The sequence below is a fragment of the Streptomyces sp. TOM-9 genome, assembly GCF_056858595.1.
Window position 1 is genome coordinate 4,374,098 of the sequence record NZ_JBXEQB010000001.1, and the last position, 25,968, is coordinate 4,400,065.

Sequence of the window (25,968 nt, forward strand, 5' to 3'; positions counted from 1 at the left end):
ACCGCCTCAGAAGGTCAGCACGCCCCGCGCCACGCGGCCGCCCCGGGCGTCCTCCGCCGCCTTCGCGAAGTTCTCCACCGGGTAGGTACGGGTGACGAGTTCGTCCAGCAGGAGCCGGCCCTGCCGGTAGAGGTCGGCGTAGAGCGCGATGTCGCGCTGCGGCCGTGACGAGCCGTAGCGGCAGCCCAGGATGGACTTGTCGAGGTACATGGAGGACACCAGGAAGGACGCCTCGGCGTCGGCCGGCGGCACGCCCAGCAGGACGGCCTGGCCGTGGCGGTCCAGGAGGTCGACGGCCTGGCGGATGAGCCCGACGTGGCCGACGCACTCGAAGACGTGGTCGGCGCCGGTCGGCAGCAGCGCGCGCGCCGCCTCCGCCGAGTCCACGAACTCGGTGGCGCCGAACAGCCTGGCGGGTTCCTCCTTCGCCGGGTTGGTGTCGACGGCGACGATCCGGGAGGCGCCCGCGATGCGCGCGCCCTGCAGCACGTTCAGGCCGATGCCGCCGGTGCCGATGACCACGACCGTGTCGCCGCGGTCGACCCGGGCGCGGTTGAGGGCGGCGCCGACCCCGGTCAGCACCCCGCAGCCGATGAGCGCGGCCGAGGTGAGGGGGATGTCCCGGGGGAGGGGGACGGCCTGGACGGCCTTGACGACGGTCAGTTCGGCGAAGGCCGAGTTGGAGGCGAAGTTGAACAGCGGCTCGCCCTGACGGCTGAAGGGCCTGCCGGGACGGCCGATGGCCTTGCGGCACATCGTCGGGCGCCCCCGGTCGCAGTCCGGGCAGGTGCCGCAGTTGGCAAGGGTGGACAGGGCCACGCGGTCGCCCGGCGAGACGTGCGAGACGCCGGCGCCGGTCACCTCGACGACGCCCGCCCCCTCGTGGCCGAGCACGACCGGTACGGGGAAGGGGATGACCCCGTCGACGACGGACAGGTCGCTGTGGCACAGCCCGGCCGCGTGGATGCGGACCAGCACCTCGCCGGGGCCCGGGTCCCGGACCTCCAGGTCGTCGACGACCGCGGGCTGCGTCCCGTCGAAGATCACGCCTCTCATCACCACACCACCGCCTGGAGCTCGCTGTACGCGTGCAGTCCGAAGGAGCCGCCGTCGCGGCCGATCCCGCTGTGCTTGAAGCCGCCGAAGGGCGTCTCGGGATGACGCTGCACGGTGTTGATGCCGACGTTGCCGCTGCGCAGGCGGGCGGCCAGGGCCCAGGCGCGCGCGGTGTCGCTGCCGAAGACGTAGTCGTACAGGCCGTACGGGGTGCCGTTGGCGATCTCGACGGCCTCGTCCTCGGTGTCGTAGGGGAGGGCGGCGACGACCGGGCCGAAGATCTCCTCGCGGGCGACCGTCATGGCGGGCGTGACGTCCGCGAGGAGGGTGGGGGCCGCGTAGTAGCCGGGTTTGAGGTCGGGGCGCGCGCCGCCGGTGACGACGCGGGCGCCCTGTTCGCGGGCGCCGGTGACGTACGCCTCGACGCGGTCGCGCTGGGCGGCGGTGATCAGCGGGCCGACGACGGTGGAGTTATCCACAGGGTCCCCGACGGTCAGCGAACGGGCGTACTGTTCGAGGGCGGTGATCACCTGCTCGTACCGCCCGCGGGGGACGAGCACACGGGTCGGCGCCGTGCAGATCTGACCTGAATGGAATGCCCATGTTGAACCGACAGCAGATACCGCTGATCTGAGGACGCCCGGTGCGGCGTCCTCGAGGATGATCGCCGCGCCCTTGCCGCCCAGTTCCATCAGGGTCCGCTTCATCGACGCGCCCGCGACGCGGGCGATCGCCTGCCCGACCGCCGTCGAGCCGGTGAAGCTGATCATGTCGACGCCGGGGTGCGCGACCAGTGCCTCACCGGCCGCGGCGCCCGAGCCGGTGATGACGTTGAACACCCCGTCGGGCAGGCCCGCCTCCCGCATGATCCCGCCCAGCAGCAGGCAGGTCAGCGGGTCCTGGGGCGCGGGCTTGGCGACGACGGTGTTGCCCACGGCCAGGGCGGGGGCGACCTTGCCGGCCAGGTTGACCAGGGGGAAGTTGTAGGAGGTGATGCAGGCGACGACGCCCACCGGACGCCGTGCCGCCGCCGCGTTGACCAGCCCGCCGGGGGCGAGCGGCGAGGCCTTCACGGGCTGCGGCGCGAAGGGGATCGTGTCCGGTTCCAGCGCGCCCCGCGCGTAGCGCCGGAAGCGGTCCACCGCCGTTGGAATCTGCATGCTCGACGCGACACGGATCGTCGCTCCCGTCTCCTGCTGGAGCAGCGGTACGAGATCCGCCGACCGCGAGGCGAGGACGTCCGCGATCCGCTCCAGGATCGCGGCACGCTCCGCCGGGCTCGTACGGGACCAGCCCTCGTACGCCTCCCGGGCAGCGCGCACCGCGGCGTCCACGTCCGCCGGGCCCGCTTGAGGGGCGTGCCCGACGGTCTCCTCCGTGGCCGGATTGACAACTGGATAGTGCGCTCCAGCCGGTTCGTGCCACCGGCCGCCGATCCAGTGGCCGTACGTCCCGTCGCTGTTCATCCGCGAGGCTCCTTCGGGAGGCCGAGCACCCGCTCGGCGATGATCGTGCGCTGGATCTCGTCCGAGCCGCCGTAGATGGTGTCGGCGCGGCTGAAGAGGAACATGCGCTGGGCCTGGTCGAGTTCGTAGGGCCGCTCCGGCTCCCACGGCGCTGGGCCGGTCGCGGCGGGGGCGCCGCGGACGGCGACGGCCAGTTCGCCGAGCCGCTGGTGCCAGCCGCCCCACAGCAGCTTGGCGACGCTCGGGGCGGCCGGGTCGGCGGTGCCCAGCGTACGCAGGGCGTTCCAGCGCATGGTGCGCAACTCGGCCCACTGGCGCACCAGCCGGTCCCGCAGCACGGGGTCGGTCACCGCCCCGGTGGCGACGGCGCGGTCGACGACCTGCCGCAGTTCGCGTTCGAAGCCGATCTGCTGCACGAGGGTGGAGACCCCGCGCTCGACGCCCAGGAGGGACATGGCGACCTGCCAGCCGTTGCCCTCCCCGCCGACGACGTGGGCGGCGTCGGCGCGGGCCCCGTCGAAGAAGACCTCGTTGAACTCGGCCGTCCCGGTGAGCTGGCGGATGGGGCGGACCTCGACCCTGCCGGGCTGGTCCATGGGGACCAGCAGGAAGCTCAGTCCGTGGTGCCGGCGCGAGTCGGGTTCGGTGCGGGCCAGGACGAAGCACCAGTCGGCGTCCTGGGCGAGGGAGGTCCAGATCTTCTGACCGGTCACGCGGTAGCAGGGACCGCCGGCGTCGTGGTCCGCGGCGGCCGCGGTGCGGACGCCGGCGAGGTCGGAGCCCGCCCCGGGCTCGCTGTACCCCTGGCACCACAGTTCCTCGCCGCGGGCGACCGGCGGCATGAAGCGGTCGCGCTGGTCGGGCGTGCCGTGCGCCTCCAGGGTGGGGGCCAGCAGGTTCTCGCCGATGTGCCCGGACCGGGCGGGCGCCTCGGCGCGGGCGTACTCCTCGCCCCAGGCGACCTGCTGGGGCAGGGTGGCACGCCGGTTGCCGTAGTCGCCGCGCCAGCCGAGGCCGATCCAGCCGGCGGCGCCGAGTTCCCGCTCCCACTCCCGGCCGGGTGCGCGGTCCGGGTGCGCCGCCAGCCACTCCCGGGCCTGCGCGCGGAAGGCCTCCGTCTCCGGGCCGAAGGTGAAGTCCATGGTCCGCCCTCTCCTCGGTGCGGGGCCGTCACTGCCCTCGGGAGGCGGCCGCGGCGGCGCGCATGGCCTCGAGCTGGGCGAGCATCGGCATGGGGTCGGTGCCGACGGAGCCGGGCAGGGCCGCGGCGATGCGCTGCGGTGTCCATCCCCCGCCGTCCGCGTAGGCGGCGCGCAGTTCACGGGGCTGCGCCCAGACCGCGATCTTGGGTCCGGCGACCGTGTAGACCTGTCCGGTGACGTCGCGGGCGTGATCGCTGAGCAGGAAGACGACCATGGCGGCAACGTCCTCGGGCTCGCCGATCTCGGCGAGCTCCATGGGCACGTTGGCGGACATGCGGGTGCGTGCCACGGGGGCGACGCAGTTGGCGGTCACGCCGAAGCGGTGCAGTCCGAGTGCGGCGCTGCGCACCAGCGAGATGATCCCGCCCTTCGCCGCGGAGTAGTTGGCCTGGGAGACGCTGCCCTGGTGGTTGCCGCTGGTGAAGCCGACGAGGGTGCCCGAGCCCTGCCGTCGCATCACGGCCGAGGCGGCGCGGAAGACGGTGAAGGTGCCCTTGAGATGGGTGGCGAGGACCGGGTCCCACTCGTCCTCGCCCATGTTGAAGAGCATGCGTTCGCGCAGGATCCCGGCGACGCAGACCACTCCGTCGACGCGGCCGTAGGTCTGCACGGCCGTGGTGACGATCCGTTCGCCGCCCGCCATCGACGAGACGTCGTCGGTCACCGCGGTGGCCTCGCCGCCGGCCGCCTCGATCTCCTTGACGACGGCGGCCGCGACCTCACCGGTCGGTCCGCTGCCGTCGACCGCGACACCATAGTCGTTGACGACGACCTTGGCGCCCTCGGCCGCGCACGCGAGGGCGACGGCCCGCCCTATGCCGCGCCCGGCCCCGGTGACCGCGACGACCTTTCCGTTCAGGAAGTTGCCCACGTCCGGTCCCGCCCCTTCTCAGAGTTTCTGACGGACCGTTAGATTTTAGGAGCACGGACGCACCCCAGCACAAGCCCTGAGACCAGGAGGCAGCGATGGCGTTCCCCGCCGAGTTCCACGACATCGCCAAGCGCGTCAACAACTGGGGCCGCTGGGGTGAGGACGACGAGACCGGCACCCTCAACCTGGTCACCGACGAGGTCGTCCGCGCGGCGGCCGGCACCGTGCGCAGCGGACGCCGCGTGCCGCTCGCGCTGCCCCTGCAGCAGGACGGGGTGCAGACGGGAATGATCCCGGGCCGGGTCAACCCCCTGCGCACCATGGTGATGCTCAACCACGAGATGTTCGGCCCGGGCACCGTCGCCACCAGCGACGACATCGTCACCATGGGGCTGCAGGCGGCGACCCACTGGGACGCCCTGACCCATGTCTCGCACTCGGGACGGATCTACAACGGCCGCCCGGCCGGCTCCATCACCGCCCACGGCGGCGCCGCCTTCAGCGGCATAGAGAAGATCACGACGCTGCTCTCCCGCGGCGTCCTGCTCGATGTGGCCCGCGCCCGCGGCACCGACCGGCTGCCCGGCGACCACGCGGTCACCCCCGACGACCTCGACGCGGCCGAGGAACTGGCCCGGACCACCGTCCGCGCCGGGGACGTCGCGCTCGTCCGCACCGGTCAGATGCGGCTGTACCTGGCGGGCGACAAGCACGCCTACGCCTTCCCCTCACCGGGGTTGTCGGTGCGCACTCCCGAGTGGTTCCACGCCCGCGACGTCGCGGCGGTCGCCAACGACACGCTGACCTTCGAGATCTTCCCGCCGGAGATCGAGGACCTGTGGCTCGCCGTGCACGCCCTGGACCTGGTGGAGATGGGCATGCCCCAGGGCCAGAACTGGAATCTCGAGGCGCTGTCGGAGGCCTGCGCCGAGGAGGGGCGGTACGCGTTCCTGCTGGACGCCACCCCGCAGCCCTTCGTGGGCGGGGTCGGCAGTCCGGTCGCGCCGGTGGCGGTGCTCTGAGGGCGGTCCGTACGGTCAGAAGGCGGGGCGGCGGATCAGCCCGCCCATGGACTGCGCGGGGACGATCGCGGGGCGCTCGCTGCGGTCGATCTCGCACCAGATCTGCTTGCCGGCACCTTCACGCTGCCAGCCCCAGCGGTCCGCGAGGCCGTCCACGAGTTCCAGTCCCCGGCCGCCGGTCTCGTCGTTGTCGGCGTGCCGCGGCCGTGGCGGCGCGTCGCTGGTGTCGGCCACCTCGACGCGCACGGTCTCCCGTTCGCCGCTCTGCGCGGCGCCGGAGGAGCGGAAGAGCATCCGCAGCACGGCCGGACAGCCGGTGTGCACGACGGCGTTGGTGACCAGTTCGGAGATGAGCAGGATCAGCGTCTCGGCGACCGGCTCGTCGGCTCCTATGCCGGAGCCCGCGAGACGCGAGCGGGCCCACCGGCGGGCCCGGCCCACCTCCGCGGGGTCGGGGCCGACCTCAAGCTGAACCTGGAGCACCTGCACCGCTCACACCATCCGAACCGGCGGACACGTCGCCTCGCGCCTCGGCAGGGTCACCGTACGTGACCTCTTCGCAACCCAGCATGATTGACCCGCAGTGACCGCAACAAGCGCTTCGGGCATATTCCAGCGCAAGGGGGCACGAGTGCTGCATACTGTGCGAGGCCCATTACGGGGCGAAATCGAACAGCCCGGTACAGGCAGCCCGCCGGGTACCGAGACCCCGCCACTGCCACATCCGTCGCGTTTCACCACCACACGCACCCGATGGAGCGTACCCGAGGCAGGCTCCGACTCCACGGCGTGACGAGTCACACCTCGGACACAACCCGATATCGACGCTCGGGGACTCCTTATCCGTGACGAATCGGCCATAACTACCTAAACCCAGCGAAGAGTCTCGTCGAGGAGTCTCTCCGCGAGCTGCTCCTCACACTCCGCCACGGAACGGCCCCGGCTCCGCAGGATCCACGACCGCTTAATGTGGAGATGCACCTCCGCCTCCCAGGTGAAACCCATACCGCCGAACACCTGCAGGCAGTCACGGGCGTTGCGGACGGCCGCCTCGTCCGCCAGCAGCCGTGCGGCCGCCGTCTCGCCCGGATCCCCGGAGACCGCCGCCGCACGCACCGCCGTGCGTGCCATCTCGACCCGGACCAGCATCTCGGCGCACAGGTGCTTGACCGCCTGGAAGGAGCCGACGGGCCGCCCGAACTGCTCCCGTGTCCCGGCGTACCGCACGGCGAGCTCCAGGGTGCGCGCCGCGCTGCCGGTCTGCTGCGCGGAGGTCAGCAGTTCGCCGGCTCCCCCGCCGCCGCCGGCCGGTTCGCCGCCCACCATCCGGTGCAGCGGAGTGAGCGGGTCCACCGAACGTATCGGCTCGGCCTTGTCGAAGGAGCCCAGCACGTGGTCGGACGCCTCCAGCCACTCGGCCAGCTCGCCGTCGACCGCGGTGACCACCGTGGCGCCCTCCGCCGCCCCCAGCACGCGTCCGGCCGCCAGGTGCGTCGTCACCAGCGGACCCGGCAGCAGCGCCCGTCCGGCCTCCTCGAAGACGAGCACGGCCTCCGGGAGGCCGAGGCCGAGCCCGCCCCGCTCCTCCGGCAGCCGCAGTGCGAAGAACCCCGCCTCCCCCAGCGCCCGCCACATCTGCCGGTCGAGGGTCACCGGGGGCCCCGCGGCCGCCCCGGCGGCGTCCTTCCGCAGGCGCTCCGCCGGGTAGAGCCGCGCCAGCAGTCCACGGGTCCCGTCGGCGAGCGCCCGTTGGTCCTCGGTGAGGCGGAAGTCCACGGCCGCTCACGCCCCCTTCGGCAGGCCGAGGATCCGCTCGGCGACGATGTTCCGCTGGATCTGCGACGTGCCCGCCGCGATGGTGTACGAGAGCGAGGAGAGCCGGTCCGCCGTCCACGGGCGGTCCGCGTCCAGCGCCCCGGACGGGCCTAGGACCTCGGCGGCGGTGTCGTAGAGCTCCTGGCGCGCATGCGAGTAGCGCAACTTGAGGACCGAGCCCCCGACGCCCGGGGCGCCGGCGCTGACGTTCCACTGGACCAGCCGCCACAGGACGCCGAACTCCGCCACCAGACGGCCCAGCCGGCGCCGCAGCACGGGGTCGTCCCAGGCTCCCGTCTCCCGGGCGGTCCGTGCCAGTTCACGCAGGGTCCGCCGGCAGGCGACGACCTCACCCGCGAAAGCGGTGCCGCGCTCGAAGGAGAGGGTCACCATCGTGACCCGCCAGCCGTCGTTCTCCGCTCCGACCCGGTTGGCGACCGGCACGCGCACCTCGTCCAGGAAGACCTCGGCGAACTCCGTCGTCCCGGCCAGGGTCCGCAGCGGCCGCACCGTCACGCCCGGCACGTCCATCGGCATCGCCAGCCAGCTGATGCCGCGGTGCCGCGGTGCGTCGGGATCGGTGCGCACCAGCAGTTCGCACCAGTCGGCGACCTCGGCATGCGAGGTCCAGATCTTCGAACCGGTGACCACGTAGGCGTCGCCGTCGCGCACCGCCCGCGTCCGCAGGGACGCCAGGTCCGAGCCCGCCCCCGGCTCGCTGAAACCCTGGCACCACACCTCGTCCCCGCGCAGCACCGGGGGCAGCCAGCGTTCACGCTGGCCGGCCGTCCCCTCGGCCGCGATGGTGGGCCCGGCGTGCAGCAGACCGACGAAGTTCGCGCCGACGTAGGGCGCCCCGGCCAGCTCGGTCTCCTCCAGGAAGATCAGCCGTCGGGTCGGGTCGGCGTTCCAGTGGACGTCGGCGTACCCCGCCTCGTACAGGCGCCGCTGCCAGCCGGTGTCGTACGCCCGCCGGGCGGGCCAGTCGGCGGGGTCCGGCGCGGACGGCAGCGTGGGCAGCGTCCGGGCGAGCCAGGCCCGCAGCTCGCCCCGGTACGCCTGCTCCGCCTCGGTGTACGTCAGGTCCACCGGTCCGGCTCCAGCCCCAGCATGCGGATGGCGTTGCCGCGCATGAGCTTGTACACCGTCTCGTCGTCGAGGCCCTTCACATGGTCGAGGGCGACCTCCTTGGTGTGCGGGAAGGTCGAGTCGACGTGCGGGTAGTCGGTCTCGAAGGTCGCGTTGTCGCGGCCGACGACGTCGATCGAGGCGACGCCGTGCTTGTCGCGGAAGAAGCAGCAGAAGATCTGCCGGTAGTAGTAGGTGGAGGGCGGCTCGGGGATCACGTCACGCACGCCGCCCCACGCCCGGTGCTCCTCCCAGACGTCGTCGCCCCGCTCCAGGGCGTAGGGGATCCAGCCCATCTGCCCCTCGCTGTAGGCGAGCTTGAGCCGGGGGTGGCGCACCAGCACCCCGCTGAAGAGGAAGTCCATCATCGAGGCCATCGCGTTGTTGAAGGAGAGCGAGGCCTGCACGGCGGGCGGCGCGTCCGGGGAGGCGGCCGGCATCTGCGAGGACGAGCCGATGTGCATGTTCACCACCGTCCCGGTCTCCTCGCAGACGGCGAAGAAGGGGTCCCAGTACCCCGAGTGGATGCTGGGCAGACCGAGGTGGGTCGGGATCTCGCTGAAGGTGACGGCCCGCACCCCGCGATCCGCGTTGCGGCGGATCTCGGCGACGGCCAGGCCGACGTCCCACAGCGGGATCAGGCAGAGCGGGATCAGCCGGCCGCCGCTGTCCCCGCACCACTCCTCGACCATCCAGTCGTTGTAGGCGCGGACACAGGCGAGGGCGACCTCCTTGTCCTTGGCCTCGGCGAAGGTCTGACCGCAGAAGCGCGGGAAGGTGGGGAAGCAGAGCGAGCCCTCGACGTGGTTGAGGTCCATGTCGGCGAGCCGGGCCTTGGGGTCCCAGCAGCCACGCCGCATCTCCTCGCGGGTGATGCCCTCCAGGGTCATCTCGTCCCGGTCGAAGCCGACGGCGGCGATGTTCCTCTTGTAGGGGAACTTCAGGTCCTCGTAGATCCACCAGTCGGTCGGCGGGCCGTCCGGGTCCATCGTGATCTGGTACTTCCCGCCGATGTAGGCGAGCTCCCCGATCCCGGCGGTCAGCGGCTGGGGCCCGCGGTCCCGGTACTTCGCCGGCAGCCAGGTCTCGAAGAGGTGCGCGGGTTCGATCACGTGGTCGTCGACGCTGATGATCCGGGGCAGTTCCATCGCTCCCCACCCTTCCTTGAATCTGATGGACCGTCAGATTCACAGTACGCCCGCCGCCCCGGAGCGTCCATCGGCGACGCGCGGACCCTGGACCACACCCGGCCGGGCGCCTACGCTCCGGGCGACTGGATCTGACGTGACGTCAGATCACATACCGGGAGGAGAAGAGATGCGAAGCCTGGGCGACTCGCCGACCCTCTGGGCGCTCATCGAAGGGCGGGCCGCCCTGACCCCCGACGCCCCGGCGCTGCTCGACACCGACGACCGCCGGCTGACCTTCGGGCAGCTGCGCGACCGCGCAGAACGGGTCGCCGCCGGGCTGCAGGCCCGCGGCATCCGGCCCGGCACCGCGGTGGCCTGGCAGCTGCCGACCCGGATCGAGACGGTGGTCCTGTCGGCGGCCCTCGCCCGGCTGGGCACCGTGCAGACCCCGGTCATGCCCTTCTACCGCGACCACGAGGTCGGCCACATCCTGCGCCAGACAGGCCCCGGCCTCTTCGCCGTCCCCGGCGTATGGCGCGGCTTCGACCACACCGCGATGGCGCGCCGCCTCGGCGCGCGCGACGTCCTGGAGGCCTACGACTCCCTGCCCGACGGCGACCCGGACTCCCTCCCCGCCCCGCCCTCCGACGGCACGCAGGTCCGCTGGATCTACTGGACCTCCGGCACCACCTCCGAGCCCAAGGGCGTGCTGCACACCGACCGCAGCCTCATCGCCGGCGGTTCCTGCCTCGCCCTCGCCCTGGAGCTCGGCCCGGACGACGTCGGCTCCGTCGCCTTCCCGTACGCGCACATCGGCGGCCCCGACTACCTGGTCATGCTGCTCCTGTGCGGCTTCCCGGCCCTGCTGCTGGAGCACTTCTCGCTCCCTGGGTCCCTGGAGGCCTACCGCAGGCACGGGGTCACCATGGCGGGCGGCAGCACCGCCTTCTACTCCCTCTTCCTCGCCGAGCAGCGCAAGCAGCCCGCGGGGAGCAGGATCATCCCCACCCTGCGCCTGCTGTCCGGTGGCGGCGCCCCCAAGCCGCCCGAGCTCTACCACGAGGTGGTCCGCGACCTCGGCTGCGCCCTCGCGCACGGTTACGGCATGACCGAGGCCCCCATGATCACCATGGGCTCGCCGCGCGACCCCGTCGACCGGCTCGCCACCACCGAGGGCCGCCCGCCCGCCTCCATGGAGATACGCATCGCCGACGACGGCGAGGTGCTGCTGCGCGGTGAGGCCGTGTGCCAGGGCTACACCGACCCGGAACTGACCAAACAGGCCTTCGACGCGGACGGCTTCCTGCGGACCGGGGACGTCGGCAGGCTCACCCCGGACGGCTACCTGGTCCTCACCGGGCGCCTCAAGGACATCATCATCCGTAAGGGTGAGAACGTCTCGGCCAAGGAGATCGAGGAACTCCTCTACGCCCACCCCGGCGTCGCCGACGCCGCCGTGATCGGCCTGCCCGACCCCCAGCGCGGGGAACGCGTCTGCGCCGTCGTCGAGCAGCCGCCGGACGCCGGACCGCTCACCCTCGCCGAGGTCACGGCCTTCCTCCGCGAGGCGGGCCTGGCCGTCCACAAACTGCCCGAACAGCTCGAGGTGGTGGAGGTGCTGCCCCGGAACGAGACCCTGCGCAAGGTCCTCAAGTACAAGCTCAGGGAGCGCTTTACGAAAGCGTGAGGCACGTCCGGCGCAAAGCCGCGTACCCTCCTCCGCAAGAGTTCCAAAGGGGAAGGTTCACGGTGGGCACACAGGACGGCCAGGACCGGGCGCGGGACGGCCTGGACGAAGGTCCCGGCACAGGTCCGGAAAGCGGCCCGCAGGACGGCCCGCAGGATCCCCTCGAACTGCTCAGGCTGGGAGACGCCGCCCTCGACGCGGGCGAACTCGCCGAGGCCCGGCTCCACTTCGAGACCGCCGAGCGGCTGCTCGACGCGGACCCCGCGGCCCCCGACGCCCGGCGCGCCGCGGCACTGCGCGGCCGGGCCGTGTCCCACTTGCTGGCGGGCGAGGTGCGGTACGCCTCCCACCTGCTGGAGGAGGGCATCACCCGGCTCGAACGGCAGACCGTGTCGGACGGCGCCCGGCCCGACCCCGACGCCCTGCTGATGCTGCACATCGCGGCCATCGGGCCGTACACCGACCTGGGCGCCTACGCCCGGGCCGCCCACGCCGCCGAGCAGGCGCTCAACCTCGCCCCCGGGGCGGGCGATCCGGCCCTGGTCGCCCAGATGCACCGCAGCATCGCCCGCACCCTGATCGTCGCGGGACGTACCGGCGAGGCCGAGGCCTCCCTGGCAAAGGCGCAGGAGCTGTTCCAGCGGCTGGAGCTGCACACGGACCTGGCCCACTGCCACTGGATGCGCGGCTACGTCCACTCCCAGGACGGCGACCTGGAGCAGGCCGAGCGCGAGCTGCGCACCGCCCGCGACATGCTGTCCGCCGGCCGGTCCGTGCTGTTCACGGTGCAGGTCGAGGTGGAGCTCGCCGACGTGCTCCGGCGGCGCGGGAAGCCCGCCGAGGCCGAGGAGCTGCTGACCCGGCTGCTGGACGAGCTGGGCCCGTGGCGCGGCGCCGTCCACGCCGGCGGGGCGCACCGGCTGCTCGGGCTGCTGGCGGAGGAGCGCGGTGACCCGGAGGCCGCGGAGGAGCACTACGTGTCCGCCCTGGCGCTGCTGGAACGCGCGGGAGCCGCCGGAGACCTGGCGGACATCTGCCGGCTGCTGGGCGACCTGCTGCGCCGGTCCGGCCGGGTGGAGGCCGCGCTGGACGCCTACCGGACGGGCCTGGGCCACCGCGCGGCGATCGGCACCACCACGCTGGGCCCGGCTCCGGCCGACTCCTGACCCCGGCCGGCCTCGCCGCCGTACCGGCTCAGGGCTTGCGGACCGTGTTCACGTAGCCCGTGCCGCCCGCGGCGAGGCCGTCGACCGCCTTCTCCACCTCCGCCAGGGACTGGGCCTTCCTGGCGTTGTGGTAGAACCAGTCGACCTTCATGTCCCAGGTGCGCTTGCCCGCGAACGGAAGGTCCACGAACCAGGCGTTGAAGTTCACGGACATGTTCTGGGTCGGGTAGTACTTGCCCCCGGTCCGGAACAGCTCGTGCCCGTCGAGGCTGTAGGTCACCACGCCGTGAGCTGCCGTGGTGACCAGCGTGTGCCACCCCTTGAGGCTGGACGTCGTGGCCCGGGTGACCCGGTCACCCTCCCTCGCGCTGCGCCAGGTCGTCGTGTCGAGCCTCGGCCCGGGGGCGCCCCAGCCCCCGTTCGGCTGGTACTCGTTGTCGAGCTCGCTGTACTCGGCGTGGTGGTGGGGCGAGATCATGTAGAAGGTCTCGTTGACGTGGTCGCCGTTGCGGCCGCTCGCCGGTTCGTCCGCGAAGTGGATCCGGGCGGCGAAGGTCCCGGTCAGGAATTCCGTGCCGGTGGTGTGCACCTCGGCCTGGGTGGTGCCGCGCTTCGTCCCGTCGGTGGCGGCGCGCAGCTGCAGGACCTGGCCGCCCAGCGCGTCCCCGTCCGCGGGGAAGCTGACGCCTCCCGCCGACCACGTGTCGTGGATGCCGGGACCGCCCCCGCTGGTGCGCACCAGCCAGCCGTGGGCGCGCAGCGCCGGGTCCCGGGGGCCGCTGTACCGGAAGTCGTCGAAGACGATCCCGGAGGGCGGCGCGGGCCGTGCCGCGGCTGCGGCCGGGCCCCGGGGGGACGTGGTGACGTCGCCGCCGGGCTCGTCGCCCCAGACGTGCCTGCCGTCCAGGTAGCCGGTCACCAGCTTCGACGCCTGGAAGGTGTCGTGGGCGGGGCTGAACGACCGGTCGTCGCGCTGGTCCACCTTCCCGCCGGGACGGTACAGCTGCACCCCGATGGCCCCGCTCTTCGCGCCCGGGGCCAGGGTGCCCGCGGCCTTCGTGAAGGTGAGCTCGAGGTAGTGGTCGGCGGCCGGGGCCGGACGGTCCATGGCGACGGTCCTCCCGTCGACGTTCGGGCAGCCCACCGAGGCCTGGACGCAGTTGAACGCGTACGGGGAGCCGCCGTCCTGCGTGTACCAGTACCGGACCGCCACGTCGGCCAGACGCACCCGGTGGTCCGAGGTGTTGACGACCTCCAGCCACGGCCGGGCCGTGGCGGCCGACGCCGGCGTGCCCGCCTTGTAGCGGACGGTGAGCTCCGGGGGCGGCCCATGTGCCTCACGCCACACGGGGTACAGCGCCGTGACGCCCGCGCCGACGGCGACCGAGAGCAGCAGGTACCCGGCCACCCTCCACACGGGGTGGCGCCGCTTCCCGCGCCCCGAGGGTACGAGCCGGTCGGACCGGACGGAGGGGCGGACGGAGGGGCGGGCAGAACCCACGGGGAAGCTCCTAGCGCGGTGGAGGGGCGATGCCGAGGGCACGCCATGCGGTCTGCGGGATCCGGTCGGACCGGCGGCGGAACGCGGGCGCCGCCTACGAGGCGGCGTCGCGCACGGGCGCGACGGCGCCGACCGCCGGTGGGGCCGTCTCCCGGCGCTGGCGCGGGAGGTGGGGCTGCGGATGGGGCTGGAAGGCGATGTCGTCGTGGGCACCGCCGACCTCGATCCGGGTCCGGGTGCCCCAGTTGGTGCGCCGCAGCGTCGCCAGGGACCACAGTCGCAGCGGCAGCAGCAACCCGATGTTGAGCAGGGCGTACAGCGGGGCGGCGAGGAACGTCCCCACCCGGTCGACGATCCTCACCTGCGCGGCGCCGCGCAGGTAGTGGACGGACCGGACCCAGGCCATGACGCACATGTAGGCGAGGTAGCCGGCCAGCAGCGTCCAGCCCTGCGGGTGCATCAGGACCGCCACGAGCGCCGCGAGCAGCCCCGCGGTGAAGGCGACCCAGGTGACCAGCTCGACGAGGTTCAGCCACCAGTACATGCGGTGCAGCCGGAACTTGGCGAGGAGCAGGAAGCCCTCGCGGATGAACGACTTGCCCCAGCGGATCTGCTGGCGCACGTAGTGGCCGAGGCGCTCGGGGACGTCGGTGTAGCCGACGGCCGACGGCTGGATCAGGGAGAGCCCCTCGGTGAGGCAGTAGTACGTCAGGCGCCGGTCGTCCCCGAAGGTCGCCGGGCGGCCGAGGAACCGCTGGTCGAGGAAGTCGTCGAGGTGCTTGCGGACGACCCACCCGCGGTACATGGCCAGCGACCCGCAGGCGCAGAGCACCGAGCCGAGGCGGGAGTAGGCGACCCGCTCGCCGAGGAAGGCGTTGACGTAGCGCATGTCGATGAGGCGGGTCAGCAGGTTGGTGCCGCGGTTGTGGGCGAGCACCAGCCCGGTGACGCACTGGACCCGGCGCTTGGCGAAGGGCCGGGCGAGCTCCGCGACGGCGTGCCGGTCGAGCAGCGTGTCGGAGTCGATGCACAGGTACACGTCCGCGAGCGGCTCCTGCCGGAAGCCCGCGGCGAGGCCGTGGCGCTTGCCGCGGTTGCCGGGGAAGCGGACGAAGTCGAGGCGGACCCCCGCGCGCTGGAACTGCGGGCGCATCTCCTCGACCAGGGCACGCGCCGAGTGGTCCTTGGAGCAGTCGTCGACCAGGGTGAGGGAGTGCGGCAGCAGGGTCTGCGCGAGGACCGACTCCAGGCAGCCGCGCAGCATCGCCGGGGCCTCGTTGTAGACCGTGATCACGCCGTGGATGCGCAGCCGGGTCACCGGCTTGTCGAACGCGAGCTCAGGACGGCGGCGCCGGCGGATGGAGAGCAGCAGCTTGACGGCGAGGAGGGACCCGACGGCCACTCCGTACCAGTGCACATGACGCAAGGACCACGAGAGGTGGTCCCAGGCACCCGCGAGATCGAGCATGGGCAGTGGAGACCTCCGTACGAACGCCCCCACCCGCCGGACAGAACCTTGAACACGTGTTCTGCGCACGAAGGTAACCCGGGCGGAGGTCCGGCGAAAGGTGCATCCTCCGCAGATTTCGCCCGGTAGCTCACAATCGGGCGCCCACGGGCCCTTCATGGACGAAGCGGACGTGGGATGTGAGAGTGCTCACACGGCACTTGACGGGCCCGCGCCCCTGGGTGGCACGGAAGGACGGTCTAGGCCGACAGCGGCCGGGCCGTGTCGTCGGTGGCGGCCTCGAGATCGGGGAAGACCTCGAAGAGCCGGCGCACGCCGAGCGCGGCCAGCACCCGGTTGACGTGCGCGACACCGTCGGAGGGGCTGTTCCGCGGGAGGATCAGGCGCAGTTGCCCGGCACAGGACCGCATCAGCCGCCGGGCGGCGATCAGCACACCCACACCGCTGGAGTCGCAGAAGTGGACCCCGGCCAGGTCCAGCACCACACTGTGGCGCCCGTCGGCCACCGCGTCGTGCACGTGCTGGCGCACCACCGGCGCGGTCACGAGATCCATTTCCCCCGAAACGGTCAGGACCACCCAACCGTCCCGTTCGTCCTGCACCACCTGCAATGCCACTGTCTGGCCCTTCTCCCGGCAGCGGTCGTACAGACCCTATGCCCCGCCTGAGCCGCTTCCCCGCAATCTTCCGGTCACACCCGGATAACGCATTACCAGAACCGATCAGTTATGGCAGAAGCTTGCCTCAAGGCGTCGTACGTGGCAGCAATCGGCGGATACATTCGATCCGAGGCAGTGCGACCGTAGTAGGACGACGGTGACAAAGGGGGAGACGCGATGGCGGCATCCGCACCACCCCGCTGGGACCGCAAGATGCAACAGCGGCTCGCGCGCGGCGAGGAGGCCGCGCTCGGCGAGCTGTACGACCGCTACGCCTCCCTCGTGCACAGCCTCGCCCACCGCGTCATGGACGACGAGGAGGCCGCCGCCCAGATCACCCGTGAGGTCTTCGGCTACATCTGGGAGAACCCGGACGCCTACGACCCCAAGCAGGGTTCGCTGCGCTCCTGGGTCGCCGGCCTCACCCAGCGCCAGGCCGTCCACCGGCTGCGCCAGTCGGAGACCCGCGGCGCCGGCACCCCGGAGCAGGTCGAGGCCAGGGTCCGCGAGGCCTCGACGGCCGCCCGCGCCGACTACATCGTGACCTCCATGCCCGAACCCCTGCGCCTGGCCCTCGACCTCGCCTACCGCCGCCGCATGGACTACCGCGAGGCCGCCGCCGACCTCGGGGTCACCGAGGACGAGGCGCGCCGCCGCCTCCGGCTCGGGCTGCAGCTGCTGTCCACCGCTGCGCAGGACTCCTCGCCCCAGGGAAGGTCCCTGTGAACGGACCGGCCGAGAACGGCGAGACTCCCCCGCCCGGGACCAACCTGCCCCGTGTGCCGATGCCCCGCGGCGCCGCCGAGGACGGCCCGCTGCCCGAGGCCGTGCCCGCCGCGCCCCCGCCCTCGCCGGACGTGCCCGCGCACGAGGCGGCGAAGACGGCGCGCGAGCCGGAGCGAGAAGCGGCGAAGGCGCCCGTGCGGCCCGGACCCCCGGAGTACGACCACCGCGTGCTGCGCTCCCTGCTCGGCGCGTGGGCACTGTCGGCCTGCTCCCGTGACGAGGCCGGCGCCGTCGAGGTCCACCTCACCGACTGCGCGCCCTGCGCCGAGGAGGCGGTGCGGCTGCGCCGCGCGGTGGGCCTGCTGCACCAGGAGGAGTCCCTCGACCTCGACCCGCTGCTGCGCGCCCGCGTCCTGGAGGGCTGCCTGGGCCGCCGCCCGGCCCGTATCCCCGTCCCCGGATGGGCCGCGCCGTACGACGCCGAGACCGCGCGCCTCGACGCGCTCCTCGCCGACCTCGGCGAACCCGAGTGGGACATGCCCGTCAAGCTGGTCTGGGCGGGCGGGTCGCGCGAGCTGACGCTCTGCGGCGTCCTCGCCCATCTCGGCTCGGTGGACGGGGTCGTGGCCACCGCGCTCGGCCTCGACGACCCGCTCGGCCCCGGTGCGCCCCGCACACGACTGGAGCGCACCGAACTCGCCGGGGAGCGCTGCCGCCGCCACACGCACGCCTTCGTCCGCAACAAGTGGCGCACCCAGACCCGGGACATCGTGCGGACGCTGTCCTTCGCCGGCTCCGCGACCGGCGGGCTGCCCGTGGACTTCACCGACGCCGTCGTGCCGATGCGGGACGCCCTGATCGACCGCGCCTTCGAGTGCTGGATCCACGCCGAGGACATCGCGCAGGCCCTGGACTACCCCGAGTACGGACCGCCCGCGGCGCCGCACCTCAACCGCATGATCGACCTCGCGGCCCGGATGCTGCCCACCGCCCTGGCCGCGCTCCGCCAGGCGGGGCGGGCCGAGTCCACCGCCCGTCTCGTACGGGCCGGTGCGCCCGGCCGTACCCTCGACCTCCACGTCGAGGGCTCCGGCGGCGGCCACTGGTACATCTCGCTGGACTCGCCCGGCGCGATCGGCACCCCGGAGACGGTGGTCGCCGAGATCGCCGTCGACCAGCTCGACTTCTGCCAGCTGGCCGCGGGCCACATCGCGCCCGGCCGCGTCGCCGCCGGGCGCGACGGGGACCACGCCGCGATCCGGGACGTCCTGCACGCCACGGCATCGTTGTCACGCCTCTAGGCCGTGTCTCCTGGGCCCCGGGCCGCACGGAACCTGCCGGGCGGCGGCTACCCCTTGCTCACCGCCGTCAGCACCTCCGGCAGGCGGCCCAGCAGGCGGGGCGCCGCCGTGCGGACCCCCAGCACCGCGAACGCGGCCCCGTAGAGGCAGCCCAGCGGCAGGACGAGCCACAGCGCGCCGTGCCGCCCCGAGACGTGGAGCCAGATCAGTACGCCGAGCACGGGAAGCGTGATCACCGCGCCCGTCGCTGCGCCCCCGGCGAGGCTGAGCCAGGCCAGGCTCCCCTGGCCCGGCGCGGCGGCGCTGCCGAAGCGGTTCTCCTGCGGCATGGAGTACGGGAAGCGCACGCTCGCCCAGGCGCCGGTGGCGATCAGCGCCCCCAGCAGTGCGAAGGAGAGCCCGAGCGTCTCGGCCGCCGCGTCGGCCCGCCCCAGCAGGAAGGCCGCGCCGATGGTCACGACGGCCACGTACGGGACGCCCACCACCGCGATCGCCAGGGCCCGCCCGCGCAGTTCCGCGTACGCGTCCGTGCGGGAGGAGACGGTCGCCGCGACCGTCCAGAAGGCGGAGCCGTCCATGCCGAACTGGTTGTACATCTGCAGCCCGAGCAGTGCGGCCGCCCAGCAGGCGGTGTAGACGCTGCCTTGCTGGACCGCCGAGACGAGCGGCAGCAGCAGCCCCAGGGCCAGGGCGGTGGCCCAGGCGGCCTTGGTCCGCGGATCACGCCAGGCGTAGCGGAACTGGCGCTCCATGACGGTGCCGGTGCGCCCCTCGGGGAGCAGCCGGAACCGGGTCTCCCGGACCCTCGACGGGCCCGCCTGCACGGTGGAGGCGTCCGGGCGGGTCATGAGCCGGTCCAGACTGCGGTGCCACCACACGAGCACCAGCCCCAGCACGGCCCCGGTCCAGGCGAGTTCGGCGACCGCCGGCCCGTACGCGCCCTCCCCCGCCGACCGCACCGCGTCCAGCGCCGACGCCGGCGGCAGCCAGCGCAGCACCGAGGTGAGGGCGTCGATCCGCTCCAGGCCGTGCCCGGAGGTGAGCGCGTTGGCGCCCAGGCTGACCAGCTGGGCGCCCACCGCGACCAGCAGGCCGCTGAGCACCGCCAGGTCGCGTCCCTTGCGGCTGGTCAGCAACCGGGTGTTGGCCGCGGCGACGGCCCGCGACAGGGCCACGCACAGCAGCACGGTGAGCGGCACCGCGATCACCGCCGCCACCGCCGAGGCGGCCCCCGCCACGACGGACACCGCCGCGCCGACCACCACCAGGAACGTGAGCAGCGGCCCGACGCCGACCAGCGAGGACACCAGGAGCGCCCGGATCAGCGGCCGCGGCCGCAGCGGCAGCATCGCCAGCCGGGTCGGGTCGAGGGTGTCGTCGCCGCCGAAGACGAACAACGGCATGGCGGCCCAGCCGACCCCGAGCACGACCGCCACGCCGATGGCCGCCGAGGGCGCGTAGTCGTTCCCGCGCAGGGCGACCAGCCCCACGCCCAGGCCCAGCGCGTAGAGCAGCGACACCAGGCTGCCGATGATCCAGCCGACCCGGCGGCCCGTCGACTGCCGCAACCCGTTGCGGAGGACCGACAGCTTGAGCCGTACGAAGGTGCCCGTCACGACCGGCTCGCCCCGGCCGGCCCGTCCCCGCCGTCCGCGCCGCCTCCGCCGTGCCCGCCCTGCCCGGCGCCCCGCGCCGCCGGAGCGTTCGCCCCGCCGAGCCAGTCCAGGTCCTGCCCCGGGCCGCGGTCCCGGGCGCCCACCAGGGTCAGGAAGGCGTCCTGCAGCGTCGGCGCCTGCCCGCGGACCTCGGCGAGCGGGCCCTGGGCCACGATCCGGCCGGCGGCCATCACCGCCACCCAGTCGCACAGGCTCTCCACCAGCTCCATGACGTGCGAGGAGAAGACGACGGTCGCCCCGGAGCCGGTGTAGCGCTCCAGCACCCCGCGGATGACCTGGGCGGAGACGGGGTCGACCCCCTCGAAGGGCTCGTCCAGGAAGAGCACTTCGGGATTGTGCAGCAGCGCCGCGGCCAGGCCGATCTTCTTGCGCATGCCCGTCGAGTAGTCCACGACGAGCTTGTTGGCGGCGCCGGCCAGATCGAGGACGTCGAGCAGCTGGGCGGCCCGGCGGTCGGTCTCCGCGCCCGGGATGCCGCGCAGCCGGCCCGTGTACGCCAGCAGTTCGCGGCCGGTGAGCCGCTCGAAGAGCCGCAGCCCCTCGGGCAGGACGCCGATGCGGGACTTCACGGCGACCGGGTCGCGCCAGACGTCGGCACCGCCGACCTCGATGAGGCCGTCGTCGGGCCGCAGCAGGCCCGTCACCATCGACAGGGTCGTGGTCTTGCCCGCGCCGTTGGGTCCGACGATCCCCACGAAGTGCCCCGCGGGCAGGGTCAGATCGATCCCGGCGACGGCGATCTGCTGCCCGAAGCGTTTCCACAGTCCATGGACGCGTACGGCGGGCGCGACGGATGCATTCGGCATCCGCCCAGCCTATGCCGACGGGGGTGGGGCCCGGCTAGCGTCCGCAGGCGTAGGCGAGGGGGGAGATCAGTTCCTCGGTGTCCGGCAGCCACCGGTTGAGGGCCGTGGGCCGGCGCACCCACTGGACGACGCCGCCCGTGCCGAGCCGCGTGGGCGGGGCAGGGACCCAGTGACCGTCGCCGCGCACCACCAGGTCGAGCGAGGAGGGCGCCCAGCCGAGACGGCGCAGCAGGTCCGGCGCCTTCGCGCCGGCTCCGGGCAGTACGAAGAAGATCATCCGGCGGGTCGGGGTCCCGAGCACCGGGCCGAGCGGCAGTTCCATGCGCTCCATGCGGGCCAGCGCGAGGCAACCGGCGTCCTCCGGGACCTCGATGGCGTCGAAGGTGCGTCCGGTGGGGAGCAGGACCGACGAATGGGGCTGGCGCAGCCACATCCTGCGTACCGTGGCTCCGCTCCCGCTCGCCTCACCGACCCAGCCGGGCCCGGTCGGGTGCGCCCCGGGCGCCGGGCAGGCGGTGTCGCCGCAGGAACAGCGCGGGGTGCGCGGGCCGCCGCGGCCCGCGGCGTCGTCCTCGACGAGCCAGGCACCGGGCAGCACGTCCCAGTGCCGCTCCTCCGCGTACCCGACGGCGGCTTCGAGGAGTTGGCCGGCGATCCGCGGCGGGGCAGCGATGGTGTGTTCCACGGTGTCTTCCACGACCTTCACAACTGCGCTGCCCAGCGCGGGTTACGGGCAGTGACGTCCCGGCCTCGCGGCTCATGCCGGGCGCACGGGAGCACTGGTGGGGGCGCGCGGTAGGGGGAGGTCCGGCATCCGGGTAGTCACCCTTGGGTGTGTAGGCATGCATCCCACCGCAAATTATGTCCTTTGCGGCGAATTTGAGTGGCGCGTACCGGGAAGGGATCTTCGGGAAGGGATCTTGAGGTCCCGAAAGCGGCAGCTGTGAGGGGGAGCCCATGGCCGCACGACCGCTCGTCGCACGCCAGCCGAACGAACGGCTGCAGGCACTGATCCAGGAGGCAGGCTGCTCCAACGCCGGATTGGCCCGCCGGGTCAACATGTGCGGCGCGGAGCACGGCCTCGACCTGCGTTACGACAAGACCTCCGTGGCCCGCTGGCTACGCGGCCAGCAACCGCGGGGCAGGGCACCGGCGATCATCGCCGAGGCCATCGGCCGGAAGCTGGGCCGCACCGTCACCATCGACGAGATCGGCATGGCCAACGGCAAGAACCTGGCCACCGGTGTCGGCCTGCACTTCTCGCCCACCGTGCTCGGCGCGATCGAGCAGGTCTGCGAGCTGTGGCGGAGCGACGTCGGCCGCCGGGACTTCCTCACCGGCTCCACCGTGGCGGCCTCGGCCCTGGTCGAGCCCAGCCGGGACTGGCTGATCACCCGGGCCGACGCCCAGGTCGCCCGCGCCGGCGGGCAGCGTGTCGGCATGTCCGACGTCGAGGCGGTACGGGCGACCACCCGGGCGCTGAACGAACTCGACCACCGCTTCGGCAGCGGTCATGTGCGCCCCGTGGTGGTGCACTACCTCAACAGCGTGGTCTCCGGGCTCCTCGCCGGCTCCTACCGGGAGGCGACGGGCCGTCAGCTCTTCTCCGCCGTCGCCCGGCTGACCGAACTCGCCGGCTACATGGCCGTCGACACCGGCCAACCCGGCCTGGCGCAGCGCTACTACATCCAGGCGCTGCGGCTGGCCCAGGCGGCGGGGGACCGCGCGTACGGGGGCTACGTCCTCGCCGCGGGGATGAGCCACCTCGCCGCGCAGCTCGGCACCCCGCGCGAGATCGCCCAACTCGCCCGCGCCGCCCAGGAGGGCGCCCGCGGTCAGGTCACCGCCACCGCACAGGCCATGTTCTACGCCGCGGAGGCGCGCGGCCACGCGCTGATGGGTGATGCACGGGCCTGCGGCGCCGTCGCGGGGCAGGCCGTGGAGGCGCTGGAGCGCTCCGAACCGGGCGACGACCCCGACTGGATCCGGCACTTCGGACCGGCCTACCTCGCCGACGAGCTCGCCCACTGCCACCGCGACCTCAACCAGGCGCCGCAGGCGGTCCGCCGCGCCGAGGAGGCGCTGGCCGGACACGCCCCGGACAAGGCCCGCCGCCGCGCGATCGGCCTGCTCCTGCTCGCCCAGGCCCAGGTCCAGCAGCGGGAGGTCGAGCAGGCCTGCCACACCGGCGCCCAGGCCGTCGAACTGCTGGCCACGCTGCGCACCACCCGCGGCGCGGAGTACCTCGACGACCTCCGCCTGCGCCTGCAGCCGTACGCGGCGGAGAGCGCCGTCCGGGAGTTCGACGCCCGCCTGGAGGAGGAACTGGCGGCGTGACGACACGGGGGCGGGGGCGTCGCACGCCCCCGTCCCCCGAATCGTTACAGGAACGACATCAACCCACCGGTAGGGGCACCCTGTTCTGCGACGGGGCGGCCCCCCGGATCCCGCCGGACCCACCGCGGCATGGTGACGTCCGAAGCAGACCCGGTAGCGTGAGCCGACGATTCCGTAGCGACGGAGAAGGCAGAGGTACCGGTGATGCACGGCGGACGCGGTGACGAGGCGTATCCGGAGGTGCACGAGGGCGTGGTGCTGCCCGCGGACGGGGGCATACCCGGCCCGGGAGCGACCGCGGCCTGGGGTTCCGGCCCCGCGGCCGGGCAGCCGTGGGGCGAGCAGCCCCAGGCGTACGGCCCCCCGCATCAGTCCCTCCCGGACACCGACGCGACGCAGCTCTTCCCGCCGTACCCGCAGGCCCGGCCGCCCATGCCGGCCCACGAGCCGCAGCAGCCCCCGGCGCCCCCGTTCCAGCCCGGCCCCGTGGCGGACGCCACACAGGTCCTGCCGCCCTACCCGATGCCCGGTGCCGCCCCGTACGGCGTACGCCCGGGCACCCCGGCCGACGCGGACGCGACCCAGCACCTGCCGCGCTTCGAGGACGCGCCGGCCCCGCAGCAGGCCCCCGGCTACGGCTATCCGCACGACCCCCAGGGTCACCAGGGTCACCAGGGTCACGACGCGATGCTCCCGGCACAGCAGCCCCACGACGACTTCGGGCACCTGTACCGCCAGGACAACCCGCCCCCGCAGCAGCCCGGCTACGCGGCGTCCCCGGACTACGCACAGCCCGCCTACGGTCAGCAGCCCGCCTACGTGCCGCAGCCGTCCTACGACTACGACCAGCCCGCCCCGGCCCGTCGCAAGCTCACCCCGGCGGCGCTGATCGGCATCGTCGTCGGCGGCTGCGCCGTCGCCGGTCTCCTCGCGGGCGCCCTGATGAGCGGCGGGGACGACGACCCCGCCGCGGCCCAGTCCCCGTCGGCCTCGTCGAGCGCCTCGTCCCCGGCCTCCTCCGGGGGAGGCGACGAGGGCGCGGCGGAGGAGCAGGCCAAGGGGCTTGAGGCGCTGCTCAAGACGAGCGGCAGCAACCGGACCTCCGTGATCAACGCGGTCGCCGGCATCAAGGGCTGCCGGAACCTGGACGGGGCGGCCGCCGACCTGCGGGCCGCCGCGCAGCAGCGCAACGACCTGATGACGCAACTGAAGTCGCTGCCGGTGGACCAGCTCCCCGACCACCAGGACCTCACCGACGCCCTCAACAAGGCGTGGACGGCCTCCGCGGCCGCCGACAACCACTACGCGGCCTGGGCCGACCAGCTCAAGGCCGGCAAGAAGCTCTGCCGTCACGGCCAGGCGCGCCACACCGACCAGTACGCGGCGGGCAACACCCAGAGCGGCACCGCAACGCAGGCGAAATCGCGCGCGGCGGCGCTGTGGAACCCCATCGCGAAGAAGTACGGGCTGACGCAGCACCAGGGCGGTCAGCTCTGAGACGAAGGGCCCCCGGGAACGGATCCCGGCCCCGGGGGACATGAAGCGCCGACGGCCGTGGCCGTCGGCGCTTCCGCTCCCGCTCCCACTCGCGCCATGGAACCCCTGGCGCCCGTCAGCCCGGGGCGTTCTCCAGCGTCTTCGTCACGTCCACGAAGCCCTTGCGCGCGGCGACCAGTCGGCCCTTCTCGACCTTCTGGAAGGTGATCCGGCCGTTGACCAGGCGCGGCTGGTCGATGATGGAGGCCGTGTCCTGCTCGCGCCAGCCGAGCGGGGGCGTGAGGCCGTCGGTGGAGACGTCGTGCGCCTCGTCCAGCGCCTGCTTCAGCGACGGGGCCGTGACCGCCTGGTCCTTGCCCATCTTCTCGATGACCTCGGCGAGGGCCGTGTAGGCGATCCACGTGGTCTGCACGCCCGGGTCGTTCGGGTCGATGCTGTTGTCGCCGAAGGCGTACCTCTTGATCGTGTTCCGCATCAGCGCCCAGCGCGAGTCGGACGCCGGCGGGTACCAGCCGGTGACGAACGCACCCTCCAGCGGGCTGTTGCTGCCGCCGGTGCTGTCCAGGGTGGACTGCTGGACGCTGCCGAGGACGGAGGCGATCTGGGCCTTGGGGCCGTCGTCCAGGCCGGTGGCCGGGTCGGTGGTGGTCGTCCGGCGGAAGGCATCGAAGAAGGTGGCGGTCTTGTCGCCGAGCGCGGCGCTCACGCAGTCGCCGGGGTTGTTGCTGCCGATCGCCCGCCGGGAGATCCCGTTGTAGTCGGTGGCGTCCTCGGGGGCACGCAGGTCGGTGGCGCTGGTGCGGCCCTCGTCGCGCAGGCCGGCGTCGAGGAAGCGTGCGAAGAGGTCGCCCGCGGCGGTGTCGGGGCGTATGAGGCTCACCTTGTCGCACTTGCCCGCCAGTTGACGGCCGGCCCCGGCCATCAGCGCGGGCAGGCCGCCGTTGACGGGGTAGGAGAGCGGGCTCTCGAACTCGTCCTGGGTGATGCCGTAGCCGCCGAGGTACGGGATGCCCTCGGCCTCCAGCGTGGAGGTGAAGGCGGCGCCGAACTGGCTGTAGGAGCCGACGACGGCGACCGCGCCCTCGTCGGCGGCGCGCTGGGCACAGTCCCCGACGCCGAGGGCGCTGTTGTGGTCGTTGCAGGTGATGACCTTCAGCTCCCGGCCGGCGATGCCGCCGCGGGCGTTGACGTACTTGGCGAAGGCCTTGGCCATGCCGGGCATGCCGGGCATGTTGGTCGCGCCGGTGTTCTCCGGAGCCCATGTCATGACGACGACCGGGCCCGTGGTGCCACCCGTCCCCCCTGGGAGCGTGCCGCATCCTGCCAGCAGGGCGACGCCGGCCATCGCGGACGCGAACGGAGCGGCTCTGCGCGTACGCCAATCACTCATGGAATGGGAAGATTCCGCGTTTGTCGCAACACCAGGGTGAACGCAAGGGAACGGAGGGTCACCA

22 protein-coding genes are annotated in these 25,968 nt (G+C 73.1%); 7 read left to right on the plus strand and 15 right to left on the minus strand.

What is annotated here, in order from left to right; all coding sequences use genetic code 11:
• Nucleotides 1-6: 6 nt before the first annotated feature.
• The 4 genes from AC1VWI_RS20265 to AC1VWI_RS20280 are packed head-to-tail and all read right to left on the minus strand — an operon-like array spanning nucleotide 7 to nucleotide 4,595.
• Nucleotides 7-1,056, minus strand: coding sequence for a Zn-dependent alcohol dehydrogenase (locus AC1VWI_RS20265; protein ID WP_499512428.1), 1,050 nt, complete (start codon nucleotides 1,054-1,056; stop codon nucleotides 7-9).
• A complete protein-coding gene (locus AC1VWI_RS20270) occupies nucleotides 1,056-2,522 on the minus strand; it encodes an aldehyde dehydrogenase family protein (RefSeq protein ID WP_499512429.1) in 1,467 nt (488 codons plus the stop codon). Before AC1VWI_RS20270 ends, AC1VWI_RS20265 begins: the two co-directional genes overlap by 1 nt.
• Complete coding sequence (locus tag AC1VWI_RS20275; RefSeq protein ID WP_499512430.1) at nucleotides 2,519-3,664, minus strand: acyl-CoA dehydrogenase family protein; 1,146 nt, start codon at nucleotides 3,662-3,664, stop codon at nucleotides 2,519-2,521. Before AC1VWI_RS20275 ends, AC1VWI_RS20270 begins: the two co-directional genes overlap by 4 nt.
• Before the next feature lie 28 nt (nucleotides 3,665-3,692).
• Nucleotides 3,693-4,595: an SDR family oxidoreductase gene (locus AC1VWI_RS20280; protein WP_499512431.1), complete on the minus strand. Its 903-nt coding sequence runs from the start codon at nucleotides 4,593-4,595 to the stop codon at nucleotides 3,693-3,695.
• A gap of 95 nt (nucleotides 4,596-4,690) precedes the next feature.
• On the opposite strand from AC1VWI_RS20280, the gene AC1VWI_RS20285 reads away from it, so the two are divergent.
• The gene (locus tag AC1VWI_RS20285) at nucleotides 4,691-5,617 is read left to right on the plus strand and encodes a cyclase family protein (protein ID WP_499512432.1); all 927 of its coding nucleotides are present in this window, start codon (nucleotides 4,691-4,693) and stop codon (nucleotides 5,615-5,617) included.
• Nucleotides 5,618-5,632: 15 nt separating this feature from the next.
• Here the strand turns inward: AC1VWI_RS20285 and AC1VWI_RS20290 are convergent, their stop codons facing one another.
• The 4 genes from AC1VWI_RS20290 to AC1VWI_RS20305 all read right to left on the minus strand — a co-directional run bounded on the left by AC1VWI_RS20290 (nucleotide 5,633) and on the right by AC1VWI_RS20305 (nucleotide 9,708).
• Nucleotides 5,633-6,106, minus strand: coding sequence for an ATP-binding protein (locus tag AC1VWI_RS20290; protein WP_499512433.1), 474 nt, complete (start codon nucleotides 6,104-6,106; stop codon nucleotides 5,633-5,635).
• 378 nt (nucleotides 6,107-6,484) lie between these two features.
• A complete protein-coding gene (locus AC1VWI_RS20295) occupies nucleotides 6,485-7,393 on the minus strand; it encodes an acyl-CoA dehydrogenase family protein (RefSeq protein ID WP_499512434.1) in 909 nt (302 codons plus the stop codon).
• Between the two features lie 6 nt (nucleotides 7,394-7,399).
• Nucleotides 7,400-8,521, minus strand: a complete 1,122-nt coding sequence (locus AC1VWI_RS20300) for an acyl-CoA dehydrogenase family protein (RefSeq protein ID WP_499512435.1) — start codon at nucleotides 8,519-8,521, stop codon at nucleotides 7,400-7,402.
• A complete protein-coding gene (locus tag AC1VWI_RS20305) occupies nucleotides 8,512-9,708 on the minus strand; it encodes an amidohydrolase family protein (RefSeq protein ID WP_499512436.1) in 1,197 nt (398 codons plus the stop codon). Before AC1VWI_RS20305 ends, AC1VWI_RS20300 begins: the two co-directional genes overlap by 10 nt.
• A gap of 169 nt (nucleotides 9,709-9,877) precedes the next feature.
• On the opposite strand from AC1VWI_RS20305, the gene AC1VWI_RS20310 reads away from it, so the two are divergent.
• Nucleotides 9,878-11,377 (plus strand): class I adenylate-forming enzyme family protein, encoded by a 1,500-nt coding sequence (locus AC1VWI_RS20310; protein ID WP_499512437.1) that lies wholly within the window; start codon nucleotides 9,878-9,880, stop codon nucleotides 11,375-11,377.
• A gap of 62 nt (nucleotides 11,378-11,439) precedes the next feature.
• Entirely contained in the window at nucleotides 11,440-12,543 is a 1,104-nt protein-coding gene (locus tag AC1VWI_RS20315; RefSeq protein WP_499512438.1) for a tetratricopeptide repeat protein, read from the plus strand.
• A 28-nt stretch (nucleotides 12,544-12,571) separates the two neighbouring features.
• Here the strand turns inward: AC1VWI_RS20315 and AC1VWI_RS20320 are convergent, their stop codons facing one another.
• From AC1VWI_RS20320 to AC1VWI_RS20330, 3 genes are all read right to left on the minus strand, one after another.
• Nucleotides 12,572-14,044: a cellulose binding domain-containing protein gene (locus AC1VWI_RS20320; protein WP_499512439.1), complete on the minus strand. Its 1,473-nt coding sequence runs from the start codon at nucleotides 14,042-14,044 to the stop codon at nucleotides 12,572-12,574.
• Nucleotides 14,045-14,138: 94 nt separating this feature from the next.
• Entirely contained in the window at nucleotides 14,139-15,512 is a 1,374-nt protein-coding gene (locus AC1VWI_RS20325; RefSeq protein ID WP_499512440.1) for a glycosyltransferase family 2 protein, read from the minus strand.
• A 239-nt stretch (nucleotides 15,513-15,751) separates the two neighbouring features.
• Nucleotides 15,752-16,129 (minus strand): STAS domain-containing protein, encoded by a 378-nt coding sequence (locus tag AC1VWI_RS20330; RefSeq protein ID WP_499512441.1) that lies wholly within the window; start codon nucleotides 16,127-16,129, stop codon nucleotides 15,752-15,754.
• Between the two features lie 219 nt (nucleotides 16,130-16,348).
• Here AC1VWI_RS20330 and AC1VWI_RS20335 point away from each other — a divergent pair, with 219 nt between their 5' ends.
• Nucleotides 16,349-16,897: a sigma-70 family RNA polymerase sigma factor gene (locus tag AC1VWI_RS20335; RefSeq protein WP_499512442.1), complete on the plus strand. Its 549-nt coding sequence runs from the start codon at nucleotides 16,349-16,351 to the stop codon at nucleotides 16,895-16,897.
• Nucleotides 16,894-18,198, plus strand: coding sequence for a maleylpyruvate isomerase N-terminal domain-containing protein (locus AC1VWI_RS20340; RefSeq protein ID WP_499512443.1), 1,305 nt, complete (start codon nucleotides 16,894-16,896; stop codon nucleotides 18,196-18,198). Before AC1VWI_RS20335 ends, AC1VWI_RS20340 begins: the two co-directional genes overlap by 4 nt.
• Nucleotides 18,199-18,245: 47 nt before the next feature.
• On the opposite strand, the gene AC1VWI_RS20345 is transcribed toward AC1VWI_RS20340, so the two are convergent.
• The 3 genes from AC1VWI_RS20345 to AC1VWI_RS20355 are packed head-to-tail and all read right to left on the minus strand — an operon-like array spanning nucleotide 18,246 to nucleotide 21,377.
• A complete protein-coding gene (locus tag AC1VWI_RS20345; RefSeq protein ID WP_499512444.1) occupies nucleotides 18,246-19,814 on the minus strand; it encodes a transporter in 1,569 nt (522 codons plus the stop codon).
• Entirely contained in the window at nucleotides 19,811-20,680 is an 870-nt protein-coding gene (locus AC1VWI_RS20350; RefSeq protein WP_499512445.1) for an ABC transporter ATP-binding protein, read from the minus strand. The genes AC1VWI_RS20345 and AC1VWI_RS20350 overlap by 4 nt, the downstream gene beginning before the upstream one ends.
• Nucleotides 20,681-20,714: 34 nt before the next feature.
• Entirely contained in the window at nucleotides 20,715-21,377 is a 663-nt protein-coding gene (locus AC1VWI_RS20355) for a bifunctional DNA primase/polymerase (RefSeq protein ID WP_499512446.1), read from the minus strand.
• 260 nt (nucleotides 21,378-21,637) lie between these two features.
• Here AC1VWI_RS20355 and AC1VWI_RS20360 point away from each other — a divergent pair, with 260 nt between their 5' ends.
• Both AC1VWI_RS20360 and AC1VWI_RS20365 read left to right on the plus strand, forming a co-directional pair.
• A complete protein-coding gene (locus tag AC1VWI_RS20360) occupies nucleotides 21,638-23,017 on the plus strand; it encodes an NsdA family TPR-like regulatory protein (RefSeq protein WP_499512447.1) in 1,380 nt (459 codons plus the stop codon).
• Nucleotides 23,018-23,221: 204 nt separating this feature from the next.
• Nucleotides 23,222-24,514: a hypothetical protein gene (locus AC1VWI_RS20365; protein ID WP_499512448.1), complete on the plus strand. Its 1,293-nt coding sequence runs from the start codon at nucleotides 23,222-23,224 to the stop codon at nucleotides 24,512-24,514.
• Between the two features lie 115 nt (nucleotides 24,515-24,629).
• Here AC1VWI_RS20365 and AC1VWI_RS20370 read toward each other — a convergent pair whose 3' ends face one another.
• On the minus strand, nucleotides 24,630-25,904 hold the full coding sequence (locus AC1VWI_RS20370; protein WP_499512449.1) for an ABC transporter substrate-binding protein: 1,275 nt from the start codon (nucleotides 25,902-25,904) through the stop codon (nucleotides 24,630-24,632).
• Nucleotides 25,905-25,968: the final 64 nt, after the last annotated feature.